This window comes from Pseudoalteromonas sp. T1lg10, assembly GCF_002964545.1.
Lineage (GTDB): Bacteria > Pseudomonadota > Gammaproteobacteria > Enterobacterales > Alteromonadaceae > Pseudoalteromonas.
The window spans coordinates 227486-252278 of record NZ_PQBV01000001.1 but is presented as its reverse complement, the minus strand read 5'-3'; the positions used below and the strand labels follow the sequence as shown (position 1 = coordinate 252278).

At 48.2% G+C, this 24793-nt stretch carries 16 protein-coding genes, 1 pseudogene and 1 riboswitch; of the genes and pseudogenes, 11 read left to right on the top strand and 6 right to left on the bottom strand.

The features are described 5' to 3' along the window. Positions 1-430 precede the first annotated feature (430 nt). Positions 431-2068, top strand: coding sequence for a DUF11 domain-containing protein (locus tag C2M17_RS01160; protein WP_105199048.1), 1638 nt, complete (start codon positions 431-433; stop codon positions 2066-2068). 82 nt (positions 2069-2150) lie between these two features. On the opposite strand, the gene C2M17_RS01155 is transcribed toward C2M17_RS01160, so the two are convergent. Together C2M17_RS01155 and C2M17_RS01150 are read right to left on the bottom strand one after the other, a co-directional pair. Next, entirely contained in the window at positions 2151-3965 is a 1815-nt protein-coding gene (locus C2M17_RS01155) for an Ig-like domain-containing protein (protein WP_105199047.1), read from the bottom strand. Between the two features lie 96 nt (positions 3966-4061). Next, positions 4062-4145, bottom strand: a riboswitch (cyclic di-GMP riboswitch). A gap of 518 nt (positions 4146-4663) precedes the next feature. Beyond that, positions 4664-5950, bottom strand: a complete 1287-nt coding sequence (locus C2M17_RS01150) for a citrate synthase (RefSeq protein WP_105199046.1) — start codon at positions 5948-5950, stop codon at positions 4664-4666. A 427-nt stretch (positions 5951-6377) separates the two neighbouring features. Here C2M17_RS01150 and sdhC point away from each other — a divergent pair, with 427 nt between their 5' ends. From sdhC to sucD, 8 genes are all read left to right on the top strand, one after another. After that, a complete protein-coding gene (gene sdhC, locus C2M17_RS01145; protein WP_105199045.1) occupies positions 6378-6755 on the top strand; it encodes a succinate dehydrogenase, cytochrome b556 subunit in 378 nt (125 codons plus the stop codon). After that, entirely contained in the window at positions 6746-7093 is a 348-nt protein-coding gene (sdhD, locus tag C2M17_RS01140) for a succinate dehydrogenase, hydrophobic membrane anchor protein (RefSeq protein WP_105199044.1), read from the top strand. The genes sdhC and sdhD overlap by 10 nt, the downstream gene beginning before the upstream one ends. Then, a complete protein-coding gene (gene sdhA / locus C2M17_RS01135) occupies positions 7094-8866 on the top strand; it encodes a succinate dehydrogenase flavoprotein subunit (protein ID WP_105199043.1) in 1773 nt (590 codons plus the stop codon). A gap of 11 nt (positions 8867-8877) precedes the next feature. Beyond that, positions 8878-9594: a succinate dehydrogenase iron-sulfur subunit gene (locus tag C2M17_RS01130; protein ID WP_105199042.1), complete on the top strand. Its 717-nt coding sequence runs from the start codon at positions 8878-8880 to the stop codon at positions 9592-9594. Positions 9595-9708: 114 nt separating this feature from the next. Beyond that, positions 9709-12522, top strand: coding sequence for a 2-oxoglutarate dehydrogenase E1 component (locus tag C2M17_RS01125; protein WP_105199041.1), 2814 nt, complete (start codon positions 9709-9711; stop codon positions 12520-12522). Between the two features lie 10 nt (positions 12523-12532). After that, positions 12533-14026, top strand: coding sequence for a 2-oxoglutarate dehydrogenase complex dihydrolipoyllysine-residue succinyltransferase (odhB, locus tag C2M17_RS01120; RefSeq protein WP_105199040.1), 1494 nt, complete (start codon positions 12533-12535; stop codon positions 14024-14026). A gap of 180 nt (positions 14027-14206) precedes the next feature. Beyond that, complete coding sequence (gene sucC / locus C2M17_RS01115) at positions 14207-15373, top strand: ADP-forming succinate--CoA ligase subunit beta (protein WP_105199039.1); 1167 nt, start codon at positions 14207-14209, stop codon at positions 15371-15373. Next, positions 15373-16245, top strand: a complete 873-nt coding sequence (gene sucD / locus C2M17_RS01110; RefSeq protein ID WP_105199038.1) for a succinate--CoA ligase subunit alpha — start codon at positions 15373-15375, stop codon at positions 16243-16245. Before sucC ends, sucD begins: the two co-directional genes overlap by 1 nt. A gap of 120 nt (positions 16246-16365) precedes the next feature. On the opposite strand, the gene C2M17_RS01105 is transcribed toward sucD, so the two are convergent. Next, the gene (locus C2M17_RS01105) at positions 16366-17259 is read right to left on the bottom strand and encodes a LysR family transcriptional regulator (RefSeq protein ID WP_105199037.1); all 894 of its coding nucleotides are present in this window, start codon (positions 17257-17259) and stop codon (positions 16366-16368) included. 162 nt (positions 17260-17421) lie between these two features. Here C2M17_RS01105 and hutH point away from each other — a divergent pair, with 162 nt between their 5' ends. Both hutH and C2M17_RS01095 read left to right on the top strand, forming a co-directional pair. Next, positions 17422-18915, top strand: coding sequence for a histidine ammonia-lyase (hutH, locus tag C2M17_RS01100; RefSeq protein ID WP_105199036.1), 1494 nt, complete (start codon positions 17422-17424; stop codon positions 18913-18915). A 15-nt stretch (positions 18916-18930) separates the two neighbouring features. Beyond that, positions 18931-20943 (top strand): urocanate hydratase, encoded by a 2013-nt coding sequence (locus tag C2M17_RS01095; RefSeq protein ID WP_105199035.1) that lies wholly within the window; start codon positions 18931-18933, stop codon positions 20941-20943. A 232-nt stretch (positions 20944-21175) separates the two neighbouring features. On the opposite strand, the gene C2M17_RS01090 is transcribed toward C2M17_RS01095, so the two are convergent. From C2M17_RS01090 to C2M17_RS01085, 3 genes and pseudogenes are all read right to left on the bottom strand, one after another. Then, on the bottom strand, positions 21176-22552 hold the full coding sequence (locus tag C2M17_RS01090; protein ID WP_267894396.1) for a hypothetical protein: 1377 nt from the start codon (positions 22550-22552) through the stop codon (positions 21176-21178). A 57-nt stretch (positions 22553-22609) separates the two neighbouring features. Further along, positions 22610-22900, bottom strand: a pseudogene (locus C2M17_RS16105) (S8 family serine peptidase); the annotation flags it as partial. A gap of 14 nt (positions 22901-22914) precedes the next feature. Further along, on the bottom strand, positions 22915-24507 hold the full coding sequence (locus C2M17_RS01085; RefSeq protein ID WP_105199033.1) for a S8 family serine peptidase: 1593 nt from the start codon (positions 24505-24507) through the stop codon (positions 22915-22917). Between the last annotated feature and the right edge of the window lie 286 nt (positions 24508-24793).

The following is a 24793-nucleotide window of genomic DNA, read 5'->3' as shown; positions in this document are numbered from 1 at the left end:
ATTCTCGGCGTTTCTAATAGAATTTAGCCCTTAATTAAACTCCTAGCTAATGTGTTTGTCGGCCGGTTCAGTTAAGGGAATTAGGAGAATTAAGGAGCTCGCATACATCCAAGCATCAAAGCTAGGTGGACAGAGTGTAACACTTGATAGGATCGTCTGATCGTACTTCAAGTGCATGAAAAATAAATGAGTATTTTCGCCACTTCCTCAAAAGTGTAACATTTACCTCTATTTTATCCCAATTGCCATAATTTAAATATATAGAAATCAATAAGTTAGGTTCTGGCTTGCTTTATGCTTCTTTGGGTACTCAACCTCACTCGTTACACAGTGAGCCACATACTTGCTCGCTTTATAGCTGATTTTTAAGGCTAGTAAAAAGGTATTGCACGAGTGGGGTTTATGTCAACGATGTGAGAGGAGTGTACAAATGAAGATGCTAAATCTTAAACAAGGAGCTCTGTCCCTGTGTATTGGGGCGGTGATCTCCTTGTGTTCCCCACATGCGTATGCAGTGCATGATAACGGAATATTTGAGTTGGAGGGTAACGCGGTTCAAGACGCTATGGCCCCTCCTTATGATTGGGAGACCTTATACAATGGAGGTCTCAATAACGGTGGTAACGCCAATGCTTTCACCGGCATAGTCAATGATGAGCCCAATGCCAGTGGCGTGGATGACTCTATATTCACGGGGGGTCGTAAAGATATCCAGGATATAAGTGACTGGGGACACAAGTCGGGTAGCTCACCGGATAAGGATGAGATCACCAACGCCTATGCGGCGGCCTATAACAATGCGGCCGGCGATACCATTGTTTATTTTGGTGCCGACAGGATCTCAAATAAAGGTGATGCCTTTATGGGATTCTGGTTCTTTAAGAAACACATTGAAGCCAATCCAGATGGTTCGTTTATGGGTGAACATACCAATGGCGACGTTTTGGTACTCACCAACTTTCCACAGGCTAATAACGCCAGTCCCGAAATCAGAGTGGATGTCTGGGATGATACCTGTGGCAAGGCGGCAAACAATAACCCGTCAGTGGGTGAATGTGACGCCAAAAACCTAAGGCTATTGTATAAAGGCGCTGCTATTTGTGGTTCTGAAAGTGATGACCTAGTTTGTGCTATCACCAATGACGAGGGTGGTGCATATGACCCCACTAATTCGCCTTGGCCTTACCAGTCTAAAAACCACCCGGATCCAAATGTGTTTCCTTATGAGTCCATCTTTGAAGGAGGCATTAACCTAACCCAATTGGTCGGCGGTGATAATTGCTTTAGTAGTTTTATGGCCGAAACCCGCTCATCAAGTGAGTTTACCGCGACATTGAAAGACTGGGTGTTACGTGACTTCGAGCTTTGCAGCATAGATATCACCAAACAGTGTGGGCAAGGTCAAGTAAATGAAGCAGAAGATGGTTATGTCTATGAGTACAGTGGTGTGGTTACCAACGACGGTTCGGGCACCTTGTATAATGTGCTAGTTACAGACCTAGAAGCTGGTCAAACACATGCTCTTGGTACTTTAGCGAAAGGCGAAACTGCAAACTACAGTGGAACTTTTGAGAGTACCTCTCCAGAAGGGTTTATCAATATGGTAGAGGTGAGTGCATCGGCCACACCAGCTGGCGCATCCACAGTTACCGATACTGCGAGTAGCGAATGTGATCCTCCTAGCTTGTCAGGTGAGATTAGCGTATCGAAAGTATGTGAGTCCAACTTTGTTGAAACAAACGCAGGAGTCATAGCTAAGGTCAGTTTTTCTGGGCAAGTCTGTAATATTACTACAGAGGCTCAGCCACTAACCTTGGCCAATGTCTCTGTTACAGATGACAAAGGAGACGTATACGCGGATTCTGAGATGACTATCCCATTTGGTACGGTGGAATTAGAGCAGGATGAATGTAAGCCTTACTATGGTAGTTATATACCAACTGCCTTTGAAGAAAGTGGTCAAATTTTCAAAGATACAGTGCTCGCAACGGGCGAGTTAAAGGTTACAGGTGATCCCGTTCAAGATACTGCTTTTGCAACCTGTCCTATTTGTCCAGAGGGGGAATAGATAACTAGCAGGGATGTAAACTAAGGAGATAAATCGTTTCAATTTAAAAGCCTAGCGGTAAATTCGCCAGGCTTTTTTTCTCTTATTTATTTTTACCTCGGCCAGGCTTAGTGGCTCCCCCACCTGTATCGCCTTTTTGCAGTGCAATACTAACATTGGCCGTTGCGCTGGTGATGCCGTCACTAATGGTATAGCTGAAGCTATCGCTGTTTTTAAAGCGCTTACCAGGGGTGTAGCGTACGGTTCCATCCGATAATAATTCGACACTGCCTTTGCTGGCTCCGCTTACCGTTACTAGCCTAACCGTTTCAGGCTCTGACAGCGTATCGTTGGCCATAACGTCGACAATAACTGAGCTTAGGCTGGTGATTGCCACCTGGTCGTCATTGGCCTTTAGTACAGGTGTAATCGGCAATTCACCCGATGAACTGATAACAGTGTAAGCGACCTGTGTGCTTGCTACCTTGTCGCTATTGCTTGCATTAATTGTTAACGGATAGGTGTTGGCTGCGGCATCTACAGCCGAGGTGACACTTAGCGTAACGTCTACAGATTCACCTGGCGCAAGAGATACCTGCTCACTGTCGGCATACCAGCCCTGTGGCAAGAGCGCTCGCACGTCAATAGTGGAAGTGCCACAGCTATTTGAATCTCGATTGGTTACACTCACCTTGTAGCTAACTTGAGCTCCGGCACTGACTTCAGTGGAGGAAAGTGGCGTAGCAGATAGGCTAGGTGTCTGCGCCGCACAGCTTGTTTGACCAAAGGTGACGCTCACCTCGGCCTTTCCATCTTGTGCGCTTATCAAACTAATGGTTGCGCCAGATTCTGGATCTGTAAAGGTGCCTCCGACGGGAAGGGCCGGATCTCCCCAGTCTTTATAGCCCGTTTGTTGCTCATAATAAGAATTGGGCTTCATATGCAGTAGCTGACTACTGTACGCGTCTCCCTCGGTTGCCTGGCGCACGACAATACCGGCAGTAACATCATCGCGAAAAAAGCTGTAAGAGCGGTCAGCGAGAAAATCATCGTGGGCGATTGCTTGGCGATACTCGACATATAACCAACGCTGTTTGCCGTTGGCATCGGGGCCACGGGGAATTTTAATAGCAATTGGTTGGCCATCGTTTTCTTCATAGGCGCCGAGGGAGTAGGTACCTGTGCGCTCGGCCACACTAATTTCCGGTGCAACAGAGGAAGTCATCCAACCTAAACGCTCCTTTTGGAAGGTACTAAAGTAGCCCATATCATCATTACCCATGGTGTCATAACTATCGCCATAAGAAATTGTACGACAACTGCCGCCAAGTACTCCATCGGTGCAGTTCAAAGCATTTGCATGGCGCAGCCCTAGGTTATGTCCCAGCTCATGGGCTAATACTCTAGGTTCTCTGGCACCATTTATGATTACTCTCGAAGGTAAACTGGACGTGGTTGCAGAGCCCTCAGTAGCACAGCCATCGCCGGTGGTGAGATAGACAAAGCGCGTATAGCCTGAGAGGTCGATACCTTTAGCCTGAGCTTGTTTTTTGGCTTCCTCTTCGAGGATGTAAGAGGTATTACAATCCTGATTAGACAAGGGCACGGTAACCAGGCCTCCTACCTCGCCAGTAAACCAAAGCTGTCCGTATGAATTCGCCTTGTAGTAATCATTGATGGTACCGAACATCAGTTCACGGGCTTCTGCGCTGGTCATAGGCTGCTCCGCGGGGTTTTCCTGGAAGTTAACCATAAGGACCAGGGTTTTTTGCTCACCGGTTGTAGAAGCCAGGGAAGAGGCCGAGTAAGCAACACCGGATAGAGCCATTACGCTTGGGAGAAGATATTTGGCAATGGTTTTGCCCCCATCGTTAAGAGCTGGGAGAAATGCTGTTAGCTTATTGGAAGATTGTTTCATGTTTACCTACATCAAAATAGCTCAGCGATACAGCGCAACAAAGCGAATAAAGTGTTCGTGCATGAAAACGGGAAGAGGGAGATGACATATCATCGCCTCGGCAACTCCGCTGCCTTAGACAATGTCCTTAGGCCGGTCGTTTTGCGTATCAAGGTTTCCCTTAATTTGCCTTTTTCTAGCTAACAATATCTGTATGCTTGAGCGTAAAATTAGTAAAAACGGCTTTTAAGCTCATATCAGTAAGGAAGTGCCTGTTGTTTACATTCCATACGATTCGTGGAGGGATGGTATAAAAAATGATCAACTCAAGCAAGTAATCTAAGGGAGAATTTTTAATGTTTTTTCATTAGATTTTTGAAGGCTGAAAAAACGTTTTGAAACTCAATTAGATGCTGAAAAGATAGGCAGGAAATTAGATCAAGATATAGAGTTTAGATAGGCACGAAATAAATTTATATATTTACAAGAACATTCAGTAAGGCTTCATTTTCACCATGAACCAAACGGGGTGATAATTAGTTTTTGGTTCTATAACATATTGATTTTAAAGATTTTAAAGATAGGAATTTTGTTTTTTCAGCTTTCGTTCATTTTACTTTGCAAAAGCCCCAAAAAACAAAATCGGCTAAAGAGAATTCTTTAGCCGATTTCATCGTAGTTAAGTAGATGTTTACTACTTAGTGCCTACAGCAGGGCGCTTAACGCTTATCCTGGCTTACGTAGTCACGCATAGTTGCGCCTTTGTATAGCTGACGTGGGCGGCTGATCTTGTGACCAGGCTGAGATAGCATTTCATCCCAGTGTGAGATCCAACCTACGGTACGGGCCATGGCAAAGATAACGGTGAACATGCTGGTAGGAATACCGATAGCCTTAAGAATGATACCTGAGTAGAAGTCTACGTTCGGGTATAGCTTCTTCTCAACGAAGTATGGGTCTTCCAGAGCGATTTGCTCTAGGCGCATAGCTACGTCTAGTAGTGGATCTTCGATGTTAAGTTCTTTCAGTACTTCGTGACAGGTTTCACGCATTACCGTGGCACGTGGGTCGAAGTTCTTGTAAACACGGTGACCGAAGCCCATTAGACGGAACGGGTCGTTCTTATCTTTCGCTTTAGCAACGTATTCGTCGATACGGTCAACCGAACCGATTTCTTGTAGCATGGTCAAGCAAGCTTCGTTAGCACCGCCGTGAGCAGGGCCCCAAAGTGATGCGATACCGGCTGCGATACATGCATAAGGGTTAGCGCCTGAAGAGCCGGCGATACGTACTGTCGACGTTGACGCGTTTTGCTCGTGGTCGGCGTGAAGCATAAAGATACGGTCCATAGCTTTCGCTAGCACTGGGCTTACCTTGTATTCTTCCGAAGGCACAGAGAACATCATGTGTAGGAAGTTTTCTGCGTAGCTCAGATCGTTACGTGGGTAAACGAAAGGCTGACCAATAGTGTATTTGTAAGCCATGGCTGCGATTGTTGGCAGCTTGGCGACTAGGCGAATGGCGCTGCGTTTACGCTGAATTGGGTCGGCAATGTCTAGGTCCTGGTGATAGAAAGAAGACATAGCACCAACTACACCACACAGCATGGCCATTGGGTGTGCATCAACACGGAAACCCTGGAAGAAGGCTGCAACCTTCTCATGGACCATGGTGCTTAATGTGATTGAGTTTGAGAATTTTTCAAGTTGCTCTGCTGTTGGCAGTTCGCCGTTTAACAGTAGGTAGCATAGCTCGGTGTAGTTTGAGTTTTCGGCTAGTTGGTCGATAGGGTAGCCGCGGTGTAGTAGTACACCCTTGGCGCCATCGATGTAGGTGATAGATGAGTCACAAGAGCCAGTCGACATAAAGCCTGGGTCGTAAGTGAAGTAACCGTGAGAGCCCAAGGTACGAACGTCGATAACGTCTTGACCCGCTGTGCCTTCATAAATTGGAAGCTCGATAGGGTCGTGTCCATCAATATGAACTGTGGCTTTCTTATCTGCCATCTATTTATCTCCTAATAAGAATAACAAGCTGCTGCTGTTATGCGTGATACTAATGTTAAGCAAATTGCGCTCATTCTAACGTACAAGAGGGGTAGAAAGTCAATTTTAATGCATCTAGGTATAATAAATATTCCTCACAGATTAAATATTATACCAATGGCTAATTCGCAAACCTGCGAGACTAAACAAGAATTGTAATATCCTCTACAGACTTATATACTGTCTGAGGTTCAATACCGTAACGTCTTTGAGTAAACCGATTATGACAAATCAGTGGAAATTCGCTTTAAAGTCGAACACCTAAAGTGAATTTTTCGCATGTCTACGGTTTATTTCTGTGAGCGCATTTATGCAGTGATGCATAAATGGTTATAAAAACAATGTAGATGGCTCTATTTTTCAATGTGAGCAAGATGGGCAAGTAACTGTGAAAAAGCAAAGACCTGTAAATCTCGATCTAACGACCATCTCTATGCCAGCAACGGCCAAAGCATCAATTCTTCACCGCGTCACCGGTGTAGCAATGTTCTTTGCCTTGACCTTTGTGATTTGGGCATGGGCTGAGTCTCTATCTTCTCCGGAAGGATTTGAATTTGTCAAAAGCCTGTTAACCGGGTTTGTTGCCAAATTTATCGCCTGGGGTACCCTCACCGTTCTTTCGTATCACTTCATCGCAGGTGTACGCCACTTAGTCCAAGATTTGGGCCCGTGGAAAGAATTAGACTCAGGTAACGCGACGGCTAAAGCAGCCCTAGTGTTATGGGTAATTGTTGCTGTTTTAGCGGGAGTTTGGCTATGGTCTTAAATCAAGCATCTCTTAAGCGCAATGGCGTTCAGGATTTCGTATCTCTTCGTGCTACAGCGCTAGTTATCAGTGCTTACGCACTATTTATTATTGGTTATCTGCTTTGCACTCCAGCACTAACCTATGAAGCATGGTCAGGCCTATTCGGCAATCTAGCGATGAAAGTGTTCACCCTGGTGGCACTAATTTGCATCATGGTGCATACACGCATCGGCCTATGGCAGGTATTAACTGACTACGTAAAGAACGCTCAACTACGCGCGTTTCTTGGCTTCGTACTAAACCTTATGGCTCTTGCTTACGTAGTGATCGGCCTATTCGTACTATGGGGTGTTTAAGTGAAATATTCAGTTCGCGAATTTGATGCGGTAGTAATTGGTGCCGGCGGCGCGGGTATGCGTGCAGCACTAGCTATCACCGAATCGGGCAAGTCTTGTGCTCTTATTTCTAAAGTTTTCCCAACTCGTTCACACACAGTTTCTGCGCAAGGTGGTATCACAGTTGCGCTAGGTAACTCGCACGAGGATAACTGGGAATGGCACATGTACGATACCGTTAAAGGATCTGATTACATCGGTGACCAAGACGCTATCGAATACATGTGTAAAACTGGCCCGGAAGCTATTACCGAGCTTGAGAACATGGGTCTACCATTCTCACGTTTTGAAAATGGCCGTGTATATCAGCGTCCTTTCGGCGGTCAGTCTAAGAATTTTGGTGGTGAGCAAGCGGCTCGTACAGCGGCTGCTGCCGACCGTACAGGTCACGCACTGCTACACTGCCTATACCAACAGAACGTTAAAAACAAAACCAACGTTTATTCTGAGTGGTATGCGCTTGATCTAGTTAAAAACGACGACGGCGCCGTTGTTGGTTGTACTGCAATCGACATCGAAACCGGTGAAGTTGTTTACTTCAAATCGAAAGCCGTGGTTCTTGCAACCGGTGGTGCAGGTCGTATCTTCGCCTCTACTACAAACGCGCACATCAACACAGGTGACGGTGTTGGTATGGCAACACGTGCCGGCGTTGCGATGCAAGACATGGAAATGTGGCAGTTCCACCCAACCGGTATCGCCGGCGCGGGTGTACTAGTTACTGAAGGTTGTCGTGGTGAAGGTGGTTACCTTCTAAACAAAGACGGCGAGCGTTTCATGGAGCGTTATGCGCCAAACGCCAAAGACCTTGCTTCTCGTGACGTTGTTGCTCGTTCAATGATGACTGAGATCCGTGAAGGTCGTGGTTGTGAAGGTCCTTGGGGTCCTCACATCAAGCTGAAGCTAGACCACCTGGGTGAAGAAACCCTTAACCTACGTCTTCCTGGCGTATGTGACCTGGCGAAAACATTCGCTCACGTTGACCCTGCAAAAGAGCCAATTCCAGTAATCCCAACCTGTCACTACATGATGGGTGGTGTGCCTACAAACGTTAACGGTCAGGTTCTGAACGTAGACGGTCAAGGTAATGAGACACTGGTTGAAGGTCTATTCGCGGTAGGTGAGATTGCCTGTGTATCTGTACACGGTGCTAACCGTCTAGGCGGTAACTCACTACTTGACCTTGTGGTATTCGGCCGTGCCGCCGGTAACTTCCTAGGTACTTACCTGAATGATTACCAAGCACAGCGTGATGCTTCAACTGACAACATTGATGGTGCTCTTGCGCGCTTCAATCGTTGGGAAACATCTAAGCCTGGTCAAGGTGAAGACCCAGTTCAAATTAAGAAAGATCTACAGCAGTGTATGCAGCTTAACTTCTCGGTATTCCGTGAAGGCGATGCCATGGCAACGGGTCTTAAAGAACTTAAAGAAATCCGTGAGCGTCTACAGTTCGCCCGTCTTGATGATAAATCAAGTGACTTCAATACCCAGCGTATTGAGTGTCTAGAGCTAGACAACCTTATGGAAACCGCGTACTCAACGGCAGTTGCAGCTAACTTCCGTACCGAGAGTCGTGGTGCACACTCACGCTTCGACTTCCCAGAGCGTGATGATGACAACTGGCTATGTCACAGTATCTACAACCCTGAGACTGAGCAGATGTCAAAACGTGACGTTAACTACGCGCCTAAATTGCGTGAAGCGTTCCCACCTAAAGCTCGTACTTACTAGGAGAGATGACGATGGCAACTTTAGAATTATCTGTTTATCGTTACAATCCAGATGTGGATAACGCACCGCGCATGCAGGAATACACCCTAGAGGTGGAAGAAGGCCGCGATATGATGGTGCTTGATGCCTTGATTCTGTTAAAAGAACAAGACCCAAGCCTGGCATTCCGTCGTTCTTGCCGCGAAGGTGTATGTGGTTCTGACGGTGTTAACATGAACGGCAAAAACGGCCTTGCATGTATCACGCCTATTTCTGCGTTGCAGAAAAACGGCAAGGGTAAGGTGATCATTCGTCCACTTCCAGGTCTACCTGTAGTGCGCGACCTCGTTATTGATATGACTCAGTTCTATACCCAATACGAGAAAGTGAAGCCGTTCCTGATCAACGACACACCGGCAGCAGGCGAGCGTCTTCAGTCAATTGAAGAGCGTGATAAGCTTGATGGCCTATACGAGTGTATCTTGTGTGCCTGTTGTTCTACTTCTTGTCCGAGTTTCTGGTGGAACCCAGACAAATTTATTGGCCCTGCGGGCTTGCTACACGCATACCGCTTCCTAGCGGACAGCCGTGATACGGCAACCGAAGAACGCTTGGCCGATTTGGACGACGCATTTAGCGTATTCCGTTGTCACAATATCATGAACTGTGTCAACGTGTGCCCGAAAGGCTTGAATCCGACTAAAGCGATTGGTCAAATCAAATCAATGCTTCTTAATCGTTCTGTTTAAGGGCATAATAACGCAAAGAATGGCTAGACATCTGTCTGGCCATTCTTCGATCACTTACTCAATTATTGAGTAGGCTAGACAATGTAAATCTGCGCTAGATAAAAGGGCTTATAAATGCACGATGGTGTGATGAAGGCATGGCTAGAGTCTTCTCATCTATACGGCGGCAACGTTGCTTATGTTGAGGAGCTTTATGAAGCATATCTTGATGATGTGACTTCAGTGCCAGAAGAATGGCGTGTAGTGTTCGAACAACTTCCAAAAGTGGAAGGCGTGGATGTAGAAACCAAACATTCACAAGTTAGAGCCGAATTCGCCGAACTGGCAAAAAATAAACACCGAGAAGTAATTATTGCAGAAGGGGGTCAAGCTGACCCGAAACAGATCAAAGTTCTGCAACTTATCAATGCTTTTCGTTTCCGTGGTCATCAAAACGCGAACCTTGACCCCTTGGGTCTATGGCAGCGTGAGCGCGTACGCGATTTAGACTTAGAATTCCACGGCCTTTCCAAAGAAGATTTCGACACTGAGTTTTATGTAGGTTCATTCGCTGCCGGCGGTGAAATGATGAAACTGGGTGAACTTTATCAAGCACTTAAGACTACTTATTGTGGTTCTATTGGTGCTGAATACATGCACATCACATCGACCGAAGAAAAGCGTTGGTTACAACAGCGTTTAGAATCGGTGCAGGCTCGCCCGCAATTCGATAGCGCTACTAAAAAGCGTATTCTAAAAGGTCTGATTGCCGCCGATGGTCTAGAGAAGTACCTGGGTGCTAAATTCCCAGGCGCCAAGCGTTTCTCACTGGAAGGTGGTGACGCCCTAGTACCTATGTTGAAAGAGCTTATTCACCGTGCAGGTGAAAGCGGTCAACAGGAAGCGGTTATTGGTATGGCCCACCGTGGTCGTCTAAACGTGCTTGTTAACGTACTGGGTAAAAACCCATCGGCGCTGTTCGATGAGTTCGCCGGTAAGCACAATGACACGCTAGGCTCGGGTGACGTGAAATACCACATGGGTTACTCGTCTGATTTCGCAACCGCTGGCGGCAGTGTCCATATGGCACTTGCATTTAACCCGTCGCACTTGGAAATCGTAAACCCGGTAGTTATGGGCTCGGTGCGTGCTCGTCTAGACCGTCTTGGTTGCGAAAGCGGCTCTAAAGCGCTGCCTATCACCATTCACGGTGACTCGGCGATCGCCGGTCAGGGCGTGGTGCAAGAAACCTTCAATATGTCGCAAACCAATGCCTTTAAGGTAGGTGGTAGCGTACGTATCGTTGTCAACAACCAAGTTGGCTTTACAACCTCGAACCAAGATGATGTACGTTCTACAGATTACTGTACCGACATCGCTAAAATGGTTCAGGCACCGATTTTCCACGTCAACTCGGACGACCCAGAAGCAGTTGCCATGGTTACCCAAATCGCTCTTGATTTCCGTAATCAGTTTAAGCGCGATGTGGTTATCGACCTGGTATGTTACCGTCGTCACGGTCACAACGAAGCTGACGAGCCAAATGCAACTCAGCCTTTGATGTATCAAAAGATCAAGAAGCACGCGGTTCCTCGTGAAATCTATGCGCAGCAGTTGATTTCTGAAGGCCTGTTCACTGAGGCAGAAATCAAGAACCTGGTCGATACCTATCGCGGTGGTCTTGATGATGGTCACTGTGTGGTTGAAGAAATTGAGCCAGAGACCAAGCACTCTTCAGAGTGGTCTAAGTTCGTGGGTCACGATTGGGATACCCAATACGATGCCAGCGTATCTGTTGAAAAGCTTAAAGAGCTTGGTAACAAGGTAGCGTCTTACCCTGAAAACCACAAGGCTCAGTCTCGCGTTAAGAAAATTTACGACGACCGTAAAGCCATGGCCGCCGGTGACAAGTTACTGGACTGGGGTATGGCGGAAACGCTTGCTTACGCAACCATGGTTGAAGAGGGCACGGACATCCGCCTAACGGGTCAGGATTCAGGTCGTGGTACCTTCTTCCACCGTCATGCGGTTGTACACAACCAAGCTGACGCTTCTACTTACTTGCCGCTACAGCATATCAGCGAAGCGCAAGGTAAGTTTGAAGTATACGACTCGGTGCTTTCTGAAGAAGCGGTACTGGCATTCGAATACGGTTATGCCACGGCAGAGCCAACGTCACTGGTTATGTGGGAAGCGCAATTCGGCGACTTCGCCAACGGTGCTCAGGTTGTATTCGACCAATTCCTAAGTTCGGGTGAGCAGAAGTGGGGCCGTCTTTGTGGTCTAACTTGTTTGCTACCACATGGCTATGAAGGTCAGGGCCCAGAGCACAGCTCGGCACGTCTTGAGCGTTTCCTTCAGCTGTGTGCCGACCACAATATGCAGGTATGTGTGCCTTCGACTCCAGCACAGGTTTACGCCATGCTACGTCGTCAGGCGGTACGTCCTCTTCGTCGTCCGCTTATCGTAATGACGCCGAAATCATTACTACGTCACCCGCTTGCGGTATCGTCTCTGGAAGAACTTTCTGCAGGCGTATTCCACAACATGATCGACGAGATCGATGATATCGATGCGAAGAAAGTTGAGCGTGTGGTTTTCTGTAGCGGTAAGGTTTACTACGAACTACTGCAAGAGCGTCGTAAGCTGGAAATCGACAATATTGCTATTGTGCGCGTTGAGCAATTATACCCATTCCCGCATCAGGAAATGGCGAACATTGTTGAGCGTTACAGCCATGTGAAAGACTTTGTATGGTGTCAGGAAGAGCCGCAAAACCAAGGCGCTTGGTATTGCTCGCAGCATCACTTCTGGAATTCAATTCCACAGGGTGCCAACCTAACATACGCAGGTCGTAAAGCCTCTGCAGCACCTGCATGTGGTTATATGGCCGTACATACTAAAGAACAACAAGCGTTAGTCGCTGACGCGCTTACCATTAAAAAATAAGGGATAAGAGATGACCACAGAAATCAAGGTTCCTGTTCTTCCTGAGTCAGTTGCTGACGCTTCGGTCGCAACGTGGCACGTGAGTGTTGGCGACAAAGTAAGTCGCGATCAAAACCTGGTTGACATCGAAACCGACAAGGTTGTTTTAGAAGTTGTTGCACCTGCTGATGGTGTGATCACTGAAATCAAAGAACAAGAAGGCGCAACAGTGCTGGCCGAGCAGGTAATTGCCATTATCGGTGAAGCTGATGCCGCTGACGCTGGTGCTGCACCAGCTCCATCTGAAGACAAAGCCGCTCCAGTTGCTGCTGGCGCACAAGAAGGTAAAGAAGTGGATATTAAAGTTCCTGTACTTCCAGAATCTGTTGCTGATGCAACAATCGCAACATGGCACGTACAACCTGGTGAAGCGGTAAGCCGCGACCAAAACCTGGTTGATATCGAAACTGACAAAGTTGTTCTTGAGGTGGTAGCACCTGAAGATGGCGTAATGGGTGAGCACATCCATGGTGAAGGCGACACAGTACTTGGTGAACAAGTAATTGGTAAGCTAATCGCTGGCGCCACAGCCGGTGCTGCACCAGCCGCCGCTCCTGCGGCTGAAGCGTCAAGTGACGACAGCGCTGCCGATGCGCTAACGCCTTCTGTACGCCGCCTAATTGCCGAGAAAGGCCTGGATGCTTCGCAAATCAAGGGTTCTGGCAAAAATGGTCGCGTAACTAAAGAAGACGTTGATGCCTTCATCAAGAGCGCGCCTGCTAAGCAAGAAAGCACAGCCGCTGCTGCGCCTGCTCCTGTTGGCAACCGTACGCAAAAACGTGTTCCTATGACACGTCTACGTAAGACCATTGCTAATCGTCTACTTGAAGCGAAGAACTCAACAGCCATGTTGACTACCTTCAACGAAGTAAACATGAAGCCAATCATGGATCTTCGTAAGCAATACCAAGAAGTATTCGAGAAGCGTCACGGTACCCGTCTAGGTTTCATGTCTTTCTACGTGAAAGCAGTTGTTGAAGCACTTAAGCGCTTCCCAGAAGTAAACGCGTCAATCGACGGCGATGATATTGTTTACCACAACTACTTCGACATCAGCATCGCGGTATCTACTCCGCGTGGTCTAGTGACTCCGGTTCTTCGTGACTGTGACAAGCTGTCTCTTGCTGAAATCGAAAAAGGCATCAAAGATCTAGCGATCAAAGGCCGCGATGGCAAACTAACTGTTGAAGATATGACAGGTGGTAACTTCACCATCACTAACGGTGGTGTATTCGGTTCACTGCTTTCTACGCCTATCATCAACTTGCCGCAGTCTTCAATCCTAGGCATGCACAAGATCCAAGACCGTCCTATGGCGGTTAACGGTAAGGTAGAGATCCTACCTATGATGTACCTAGCACTATCGTATGACCACCGTCAAATCGATGGTAAAGAGTCGGTAGGCTTCTTGGTAACCATCAAAGAGATGTTAGAAGATCCTACACGTCTTCTATTAGACGTATAAGCGTCAAAATTGCATATAAATTAAGCTGCGACCCTTGTCGCAGCTTTTTTTTGCCACCTTTAGTCGTACTAGGGTTTTCAAGCATTGCCATGAGAACTATACTAGGTGCGCAATTTGGGATGGTTGAATAAATTGCATATTTATTCAGCTCTTTTAGTACAAAAAATTGGATAAAGCATCATGAATTTGCATGAGTATCAGGCAAAACAACTTTTTGCCGAATATGGTTTACCAGTTTCTGAAGGCTACGCATGTGACACGCCTCAAGAAGCTGCTGAAGCTGCTGATAAAATCGGTGGTGACAAATGGGTTGTTAAATGTCAGGTTCACGCCGGTGGCCGCGGTAAAGCGGGCGGTGTAAAACTTGCTGACAGCAAACAAGAGATCAAAGATTTCGCTCAAAACTGGTTAGGTAAAAACCTAGTAACTTATCAAACTGACGAAAACGGTCAGCCAGTTGCTAAGATCCTTGTAGAAAGCTGCACAGACATTGCTAACGAACTCTACCTTGGTGCTGTTGTCGACCGCGCTTCACGTAAAGTTGTTTTCATGGCGTCAACTGAAGGCGGTGTTGAAATCGAACAAGTTGCAGAAGAAACGCCTGAACTAATTCACAAAGCTGAGATCGATCCTCTAGTTGGTCCTCAAGCTTACCAAGCTCGTGAACTAGGCTTCAAATTGGGTCTTAACCCAACACAAATGAAGCAATTCGTTAAGATCTTCATGGGTCTTGCGAACATGTTCAACGATTTCGATTTCGCTCTACTTGAAATCAACCCTCTAGTAATCACAGAAGAAGGTAACCTTCACTGTCTAGACGGTAAAATCGGTGTTGATGGTAACGCGTTGTACCGTCAGCCTAAAATCCGCGCTATGCACGATCCTTCGCAAGAAGACGAGCGTGAAGCTCACGCTGCACAGTGGGAACTTAACTATGTTGCACTAGACGGTAACGTAGGTTGTATGGTTAACGGTGCAGGCCTAGCAATGGGTACTATGGACATCGTAAACCTACACGGCGGTAAGCCAGCTAACTTCCTAGACGTTGGTGGCGGCGCGACTAAAGAGCGTGTAGCTGAAGCGTTTAAGATCATCCTTTCTGACGACAACGTTAAAGCTGTTCTAGTTAACATCTTCGGCGGTATTGTACGTTGTGACATGATCGCAGAAGGCATCATCGGTGCAGTTAAAGAAGTTGGCGTAAACGTTCCTGTAGTTGTACGTCTTGAAGGTACTAATGCTGAACTAGGTCGTGACGTTCTTGCGAACTCAGGTCTAGACATCATTGCTGCAGAATCTCTAACAGACGCTGCTGAAAAAGTTGTTGCTGCTGCGGAGGGCAAATAATGTCTGTACTAATTAATAAAGACACTAAAGTAATCTGCCAAGGTTTCACTGGTGGTCAGGGTACTTTCCACTCTGAGCAAGCACTTGAGTACGGCACGCAGATGGTAGGTGGTGTATCACCTGGTAAAGGCGGTCAAACTCACCTTGGTCTACCTGTGTTCAACACAGTACGTGACGCAGTAGAAGCAACTGGCGCAACTGCATCAGTAATCTACGTACCAGCACCTTTCTGTAAAGATGCAATCCTTGAAGCTATCGATGCTGGCATCGAGCTTATCGTTTGTATCACTGAAGGTATCCCAACGCTAGACATGGTTGACGTTAAAGTTAAGCTTGACCAAACTGGCGTTCGCATGATCGGTCCTAACTGCCCAGGTGTTATCACCCCGGGTGAAACTAAGATCGGTATCATGCCTGGTCACATCCACAAGCCTGGTAAAGTAGGTATCGTATCTCGTTCTGGTACTCTTACTTACGAAGCGGTTAAGCAAACTACTGACGCTGGCTTCGGTCAGTCTACCTGTGTAGGTATCGGTGGTGACCCAATTCCTGGTACTAACTTCATCGACGTACTAGAGATGTTCGAGAAAGATCCGCAAACTGAAGCTATCGTAATGATCGGTGAGATCGGCGGTACAGCTGAAGAAGAAGCGGCAGCGTACATCAAAGAAAACGTCACTAAGCCTGTAGTATCTTACATCGCTGGTGTTACTGCTCCTCCGGGTAAGCGTATGGGCCACGCTGGTGCCATCATCGCCGGTGGTAAAGGTACTGCTGACGAGAAGTTCGCAGCCCTTGAAGCAGCTGGCGTACAAACTGTACGTTCACTTGCTGATATCGGTAAAGCGCTTAAAGAGAAAACCGGTTGGTAATCTCGCATAACGCTTAAGAAAAACCCGCCTTCTGGCGGGTTTTTTGTCGGTCGATTTGTAGGTCGGCCTTCAGGCCGACAAAATGAGAATATGTGTTTTTTTTCGGGATAAAATCCCGACCTACAGGTGGCAGCGCTTCATTTCTTCTATCAATGCCTGCGCCAGCGGCGAGGCTGAGTTATTTTTAGAAGTGATCAAAACTACCGGTATGGTGTAGCGATACACTTCGGGCTCGATGGCTTTAAACCCCCCCTTATCAACCCAATGCCGGGCATAATGCTCGGGCAGATAGCCGATAAACTTCCCGGATAAAATTAAATGGGCGATGCCTTCATCATGGTAGGCGATGGCACTGTTTTGATAATTTAAACCATCGTTGCGGCTTTCCCGGTCACGCATATAGTTACTGGTGATCACTTCCGCATCGGCTAGCAGATCACTCACGGCGGAGGGTTCACAGTCGAACAGGGGATGGCCCGCCGCACAATACAAGTAGTTGGTTTCATCATGAAGCGGGTAATAATCAAGGCCCCTTAAATGATGGCGACTGACGCCTATGCCCACCAGCGCCCGGCCATTGACTACAGAGGTTTCAACTTCCCGCGCCTCACACACATTGATATCGAACTGAACGTTGCTGCCTCGCTCCTTAAGCTCGGCAATAACATGTGCAACGGCGCAACGGGGGTCGCTGACCAGGGTATCTATGATCGCCAGACTAACCCGACCGGATAATTCATTTTTTGAGGTCGCGACCGTGCTGGCAAAGGCCTCGCATTGCTGTAACAGCTCCAAAGAGGCCTGATAGGTGATGCGCCCGGGCTCGGTAAGCTCGAAACCGCTGCGCCCGCGTTTACAGAGTTTAATGCCCAGGCGTACCTCTAAGTCCGATAAATGTGAACTTATGGTGGAGCGGCCTATGCTCAGGCGCGATTCCGCCGCCGCCAATCCGCCACACTCAACTATGGCCACAAAGATACGCAGTAAGCGTAGGTCTACATCATGGACTTGCACTTGATCCCCTTAATTCGAGATGGATGTTTAATTAGATAAGTTTAGTTCGATAAAACCGGAATGAATTACGAATATTATGTATTTATAAAACATCTCTGGCAAGTTAGCATGGTTTAATTAAGCAAGTATTGCTTCGTACAGACAACAAGTTAGGAGAATAAGATGACGTTTAGATATGGTGTAGACCAGCTAAATCTTGATATTGTTAACGGCATCAATGATGGCAGCATTAAAGCCGAGCTTTGCCAGGAAGCCTTAGATAAAATTAATAAAAGCCGTCAGAATGTCGACGTGATGGCCGCTTCAGATAAGGCCGTTTACGGTATCAACACTGGCTTTGGCCCTTTGTGCGATACGCAAATCTCACCAGAAGAAACCCATCTTTTACAAAAGAACCTTTTGATCACTCATGCCGTAGGTGTGGGTGAGCCTATCGCTAAATCAATTTCTAAATTGATGCTGATCACTAAGGTGCACGCCCTAAGCCAAGGCTTCTCGGGTATTCGCCTGGAAGTGGTAGAGCGTATGTTGGCCTTCCTAGAGCTTGACCTTATTCCTGTGGTACCAGAGCAGGGCTCGGTCGGTGCATCGGGTGATCTGGCACCGCTTTCACACTTATTCCTGCCACTTATTGGCGAAGGTGAGTTCTGGCAAGATGGCAAACCCGTAGCTGCGGCCCATTTACTTGAAGCCAATGGCCTAGCGCCGCTTGAGCTGCACGCCAAAGAAGGTCTGGCTCTTATCAATGGTACCCAGTTTATTCTGTCACACGGTATCACGGCGCTGACCAAGATGCGTTACCTGCTTGATCTAGCCGATTTAGCCGGTGCCATGAGCATCGAAGGCATGCAGGGCAGTGGCTCACCCTTTAGAGAAGAGCTGCATGCAACTCGTCCGTTTGAAGGCAACATCGAAGTCGCTAAGCGTATGCGTATGTTCTTCAACGGCTCACAAAACATGGCTGCACACACTGACTGCGATCGCGTACAAGACCCTTACTCGCTGCGTTGTATCCCACAGGTACACGGCGCATCACGTAACGCCTTTAACCACCTTAAAGAGCTGGTAGAAATCGAGATGAACTCGGTGACCGATAACCCAATCGTGATCAGTGCAGAAGAAGCGATTTCTGGCGGCAGCTTCCACGGTCAGCCTCTGGCCATGGTATTGGATTATGCGTCGATTGCTGCTGCCGAGCTTGGCAATATCTCCGACCGCCGTTGTTACCTAATGCTTGAAGGCCTGCACGGTCTGCCGCGTTTATTGACCACTTCAGGCGGCCTTAACTCGGGCATGATGATCCCGCAGTATGCCACTGCGGCCCTGGTAACAGAGAACAAATCACTGTGCTTCCCACCATCGGCGGACAGCGTACCTACCTCTATGGGTCAGGAAGATCACGTATCCATGGGCAGCATCTCAGGTCGAAAACTGAATCAAATCCTGGGCAACCTGGAAAAGATCTTTGCCATCGAGTTGATGTATGCGGCGCAGGCCATTGAATTCCGTCGTCCGAACAAGTGCTCCGACATCATCGAAGAAAACTTCGCCATTATTCGCGAGAAGGTAGCCAAGCTTGAAGAAGACCGTCTACTTAAGCCGGATATCGATGCCATGATCGCACTGGTAAAAGCACAAGCGTTTAGCGTGAACTAAGGAGGCCTTTTAGCTATGGAAACAACAATGAATTTTCAAGAACAAATCAAGCAAGGTATTCCCAGTGTTTTACCTGAGCCTAAACCATATCCGGCCGGTGTAAACCGCGCGCCAAAGCGTAAAGACATTCTTAGCCCAGAGGAAAAGCAACTGGCGGTACGTAACGCCTTGCGTTATTTCCCTAAAGAATGGCACCAGGAGCTTGCCGCTGAATTTGCTGAGGAACTGAAGCAATTTGGCCGTATTTACATGTACCGCTTTAAGCCTAACTATGACATGAAGGCGCGCTCGGTCTCTGACTACCCGGCGAAATGCGAGCAGGCTGCAGCGATTATGTTGATGGTTGATAACAACCTTGACCCAGCCGTTGCTCAGCACCCTGAGGAGCTGATCACTTACGGTGGTAACGGTGCGGTATTCCAAAACTGGGCGCAGTACTTGTTAACCATGAAGTACCTGAGCGAGATGGAAAAAGACCAAACCTTGCACATTTACTCGGGTCACCCAATGGGACTGTTTCCTTCATCAGAAGATGCACCGCGCGTGGTGGTGACTAACGGTATGATGATCCCGAACTACTCTAAGCCGGATGACTGGGAAAAGTTCAATGCTCTGGGTGTAACTCAGTACGGGCAAATGACCGCCGGTTCATTTATGTATATCGGTCCGCAGGGTATCGTACACGGCACCACCATTACGGTGATGAATGCCTTCCGTAAGGTACTTGAGAAAGGCCAAAGCCCACAAGGCAAGATCTTCCTGACCGCCGGTCTGGGCGGCATGAGTGGTGCGCAGCCAAAAGCCGGTAACATCGCCAACTGTATTACCGTGTGTGCCGAAGTGAACGCCAAGGCCGCTATTAAGCGCCACCAGCAGGGCTGGGTTGACGAGCTGATCGACAACATGGGTGCCTTGATCAAGCGTGTACGCGAGGCGCAAGCCAATGAAGAAGTGGTGTCTATCGCCTACGTGGGTAACATTGTAGATGTGTGGGAAAGCTTCTACGAGGAGGACATTTTTGTTCACCTGGGTTCAGACCAAACCTCACTGCACAACCCTTGGTCGGGCGGTTATTACCCGGTTGATATCTCGTTTGAAGAGTCAAACCGATTGATCCGTGAAGAGCCAGAAGTATTCAAGGTTAAGGTACAAGAGACCTTGAAGCGTCATGCCGATGCGGTAAACAAGCATACGGCCCGTGGCACTTATTTCTTTGACTATGGTAATGCCTTCTTACTTGAAGCTTCACGCGCCGGCGGCGATGTGATGGCAGAGAACGGCATCGACTTTAAATATCCTTCGTACGTGCAGGATATTCTTGGTCCTATGTGTTTTGACTATGGCTTTGGTCCATTCCGTTGGGTATGTGCTTCAGGCAAGCCAGAAGATCTGGATAAAACCGATGCCATCGCCGCAGAAGTACTGAACAAGATCATGGCCGAGTCGCCGGAAGAAATTCAGCAACAGATGCAGGACAACATCACCTGGATCAAAGACGCCAAGCAAAACAAGCTGGTTGTGGGTTCACAAGCGCGTATTCTTTATGCCGACGCCCAAGGTCGTATGGAAATCGCCAAAGCCTTTAACGATGCCATTAATCGCGGTGAAATTGGCCCGGTCGTACTGGGTCGTGACCACCATGACGTGAGCGGCACCGACTCACCGTTCCGTGAAACATCAAACATCTATGATGGCAGCCGTTTTACCGCGGATATGGCGATTCACAACGTGATCGGCGACAGTTTCCGTGGCGCAACCTGGGTCTCTATCCACAATGGTGGCGGTGTAGGTTGGGGCGAAGTGACCAATGGTGGTTTCGGTATGCTGCTTGATGGCAGCGAAGGTGCCGAGCGTCGCTTGAAATCCATGCTGTTGTTCGATGTAAACAATGGTATTGCGCGCCGTAGCTGGGCCCGTAACGAAGAAGCCAACTTCGCGATTAAACGTGAAATGGCCCGTACGCCTAAGCTTAAGGTAACCCTGGCAAACCTGGTTGATGACGAGATCCTCGATAACTTGTCATTCTAATTTGCCAAGCAAATTCAGTTAAAAAGGAAGCCTAAGTGCTTCCTTTTTTTATCCCTACTTGATGCTCTCCCAACCAGTCTAGGTAGGGGACTAAGTTGTCTGCAATGCGGTCTGCAATGCGTTTTGCCGATAGAGTTAACAACAGCGAACTGCTTGCTCAATGCCTATCTAGGCATATAAAAACGCCACTGCAAAAAACCGTGGCGTTTGTGTAATAGCAAGTATGTTAGATTCAGTTACAGCTGGTCGCTGCCATCGCTTTATCTTGCTTGGTATCGTGATTAACCTCAACGATATTAGCAAAACCGTCTGTACAGTTTTTAACGTTGGCATCAAAGCTAAAGGTCGCCGTACCACCGATTACGGACTCTACGCTTAAATCCGTGCCTACTGCAGGAGCGGTACCAGTGCCATTATACCAGTAGCTACTGCCTAGGGTGCCGTTGTTGTTTTCAGCCCCGACCGTCGCCGTACTCAGATCTCCCAGTTGCGCATAGGCGAACCAGATACCTTGAGTTGGGCCATTGAGAACCCAAATTTGGAAGCTATAGCGGTTGGCGGCATCGCCAAACTTAGGCACATTGTCCCATTCGTAGACTGTGTATTGGTCAGAGCCGGCACTGAGGACGGCAACGCGCCATTCGGCACCGTCACCATTGACACCCATATTCAGATCCATCCATAAGGGCGCTAACAGATTATTGGGCAAAGCATTGTTTGGCATGTTTGCATTGAGGGCAGGAGCCACCCGCATGCTGGCTGTACCTGCTTCCAAGGTACCGTTGACCGACCAGATCACCGAACTGTACTGCTCACCATTGTAGGTAAAGCTAGGTACATTCAAGGCTGTGCCACCATCATCGCAGTTGCTTGGGCAACCAAAGGCGCTAACGCCCAGGCTAGCCAAAGAAACATAGCCGAATGGGGCGGGCGAGGCATTAACGGCTAGCCCACTGGTATTGAGTGTGCCGCTCCAACTCGCATGATTACCCTCTATGGTAAATGGGGTCAGGGTGCTGCCACCATCTATCACAGCCGATTCCGAGCCCGGAACCACTTCGAGTTCCTCCGGAATATGGTCACTGAGGTTAATAACGTCTGTGTATGGGCCATTGTTTATCTGGATAACATAGTTAAGGGTGTCGCCTATCTGTGCCTGTGGTTGGCTTACGGTTTTACTTAGGACGCCGGCTGCTGTGGTATCTATGGCTTTTACGGCGATGGGCAGGTGTAGATCCGGGCCATCGCCATCTCGGTTAAGGTTGACCTGACCAAACTGCCAGCCGTTAGCAAAGCGAGTGTCTGCGGTGACTGTCACAGTGGCAGTTTCACCGGCCTTTACTTTGAGGTGAGCGGGACTTACCGAAAAAGAGGCGTCGCCATGACTTTGTGTCGTTAAGTCCATATGAACCGTGTTCGCGGTGACATTGGTAAAGGTGCGAGTCCAACTACAAGTGGCCAGACACTGGCTGTCTTGCATACTGGCGATATTTAAGGTTTTTGGGTCGCCTCCCGTATCCGGGTTGGCGGCAAAGAAGTTTAACGGTGATTCATCCAGTACCAGGTCGGCTTCGGCGGCACGAGATAAATCAATACGCCCGGCGCCCATATCAAAGGCGTCCGCCGGGGTTACACCATCTTCCTTGCGCACCATTGAATTGTCACTGGTCATCATCAATGCCGAGCGAATCATATAAGGGCTCCAGTCGGGACGCGCCGCCGATAAAATAGCCGCAGCCCCAGCATGGTGGGGGGAAGACATGGATGTGCCACTGAGGAACCCAAATTCTGCGGGGTCACTCGGATCATTGGTATTTACCGCAGCCAAGATGCTGACGCCAGGTGCTGTTATGTCAGGTTTTATTATATCAAGTCGATTATTTGGGCCGCGAGAGCTAAAGTCAGCCATGATATCTGCGCTTTGCGCATCATCTTGTGCGCTGAAGCCACTGATTGACGCGACCGGGTTAGTTACCGAGGCAACCCAAGCCTTGAGGGTATCGCCGTCACTGGCGCCAACATAATACCTGGAATAAAGTGAGCATCCGCGGAGACCGACTCACCCTGCGCAGCTAAATTAGCCAACACCAGGCCACCAGCACCACCGGCGGCAACATTGGCACCTTTAGCCACCCGGGCGATGGCGCCGCGGTCACAGATCACGATTTGACCGTCAAAGTGTCCAGCAGGGAAAGGCTCTAGACACTGAGCGGGCTGGGTGTCATTGCTGGAGCCATTATTGGTCGGGTAGTCACCCGCATAGACAATGGGTGCAGGGCCATAGCCAGAAGTGAATCCAACACTATGTATATCGGCGAGGCCGTCGGTATCCGAACTCATATCGATTAGGCTATTGGCCAGTACGCGGGTGTGTGTACTGGCGCCCGTAGTGCCTACCCAGGGCGCATTGTGGCCATTCGTTGATGCGCCGGGCCCGCCATTACCGGCAGAGGTAGCGACATAAATACCGGCGGCAGTGGCATTAAGAAAGCCCAGGGCAACGGAGTCATTGTAGGGATTGCTGCCACCAGAGATGGAGTAATTAAGCGAGTGAATCCCATTGGGTAAGTTGGAGGCATCAATTACAACTTGCTCTACAGCGGCCAATAGCGCAGAGCCTGGGCAGGTTTCGATACACACATCGTAGGCGATTATATTAGCCCTAGGTGCAACACCTGAGATAGCGCGCGTCATGCTTGTTGTCGGTGCGTATATTTCAGCACTCAGGTGATTTCCCGCTACCGTACTGGCGGTGTGTGAGCCGTGCCCGTCACTGTCCTCTGGCGATGGATAGTTAGCGTCAAAGGGGACGAACGACCAGGCGCCAATAAGCTTGTCGTTACAAAAACTGGCATCGGCAATATCGCAATAGCTGCCGGGAACATAGTTACCAGAGCCCAAAGGATTGATATGTTGATAGCCGTCAGAGGTTGTTGCTGCAAATGAAGGGTGATCCGCATTAATACCGGTATCAAGCACAGCCACCACTATGCCTTCGCCTTGAGAATGGGGCACATTGCTCGGTGAATTGCCCCAAATAACATCGGCATTAATCCACTGTGGTCCAGAATCGGTATTTAGGGTTTCATGGCGTTCCAGGGCAATGCTTTTAACACCCGGCATACTGGCCATGCGTTTAGCCTCGGCAGCGCTCATCTCCAGCGCCATGCCGTTAAACACCCATTGATAATCGTATTTGACGCGATTATTCATCTTGGTGCTGTCTAATAGCTGGCGTTGTTGCTCTTTTAAAAATTTTCTATAGGCCTGTGACGGCTTGCTTTGAGTATTGAGTTTCTTTGCCCCGGTAATTTTATTACTGGTTGGTGCTAGGCCCTTAACGCCACCCTCATAGGTGGCCACGGGTGCGGATTCAAGTTCAACGATATATATACGGCGCTCAGTATTAGTTTGAATTGCTTTTTGCTGTACGTTTAGCTGCGTATTTAATTTCGAGGGTTGATTTGGCGCCATAGTTAAGTCGTTGGCAAGGGTCGAAAAGCTTAGCGCGGAACTAATGGCAAGAGCAACTGCGCTGGTTGTTGTTGTGATCTGTCTGTTCATTGTCGAACCTATATTAATAAAGGGAAGAGTTTATGAGGGCAAAAAGATACGACCCAATTCCAATTGACCTTTAGTACCAGATTTAGGTTAGTTAAAGTTTACAAAACAGCAACAAATAAATTAGTAATTTAGTACTGCTTTTTTGCTTTTTTGAACGTCTTTATTTATGTCAGATGCAATTAAAAGTTCGCAATCAACAGCTTACCTATTGACCGCTAATGTAAAAAGAAGACTAGGGGGGGTGTTAAAGGCTGGCAGGAAAGGCCAGCCGCAAAGAGGCGATGAT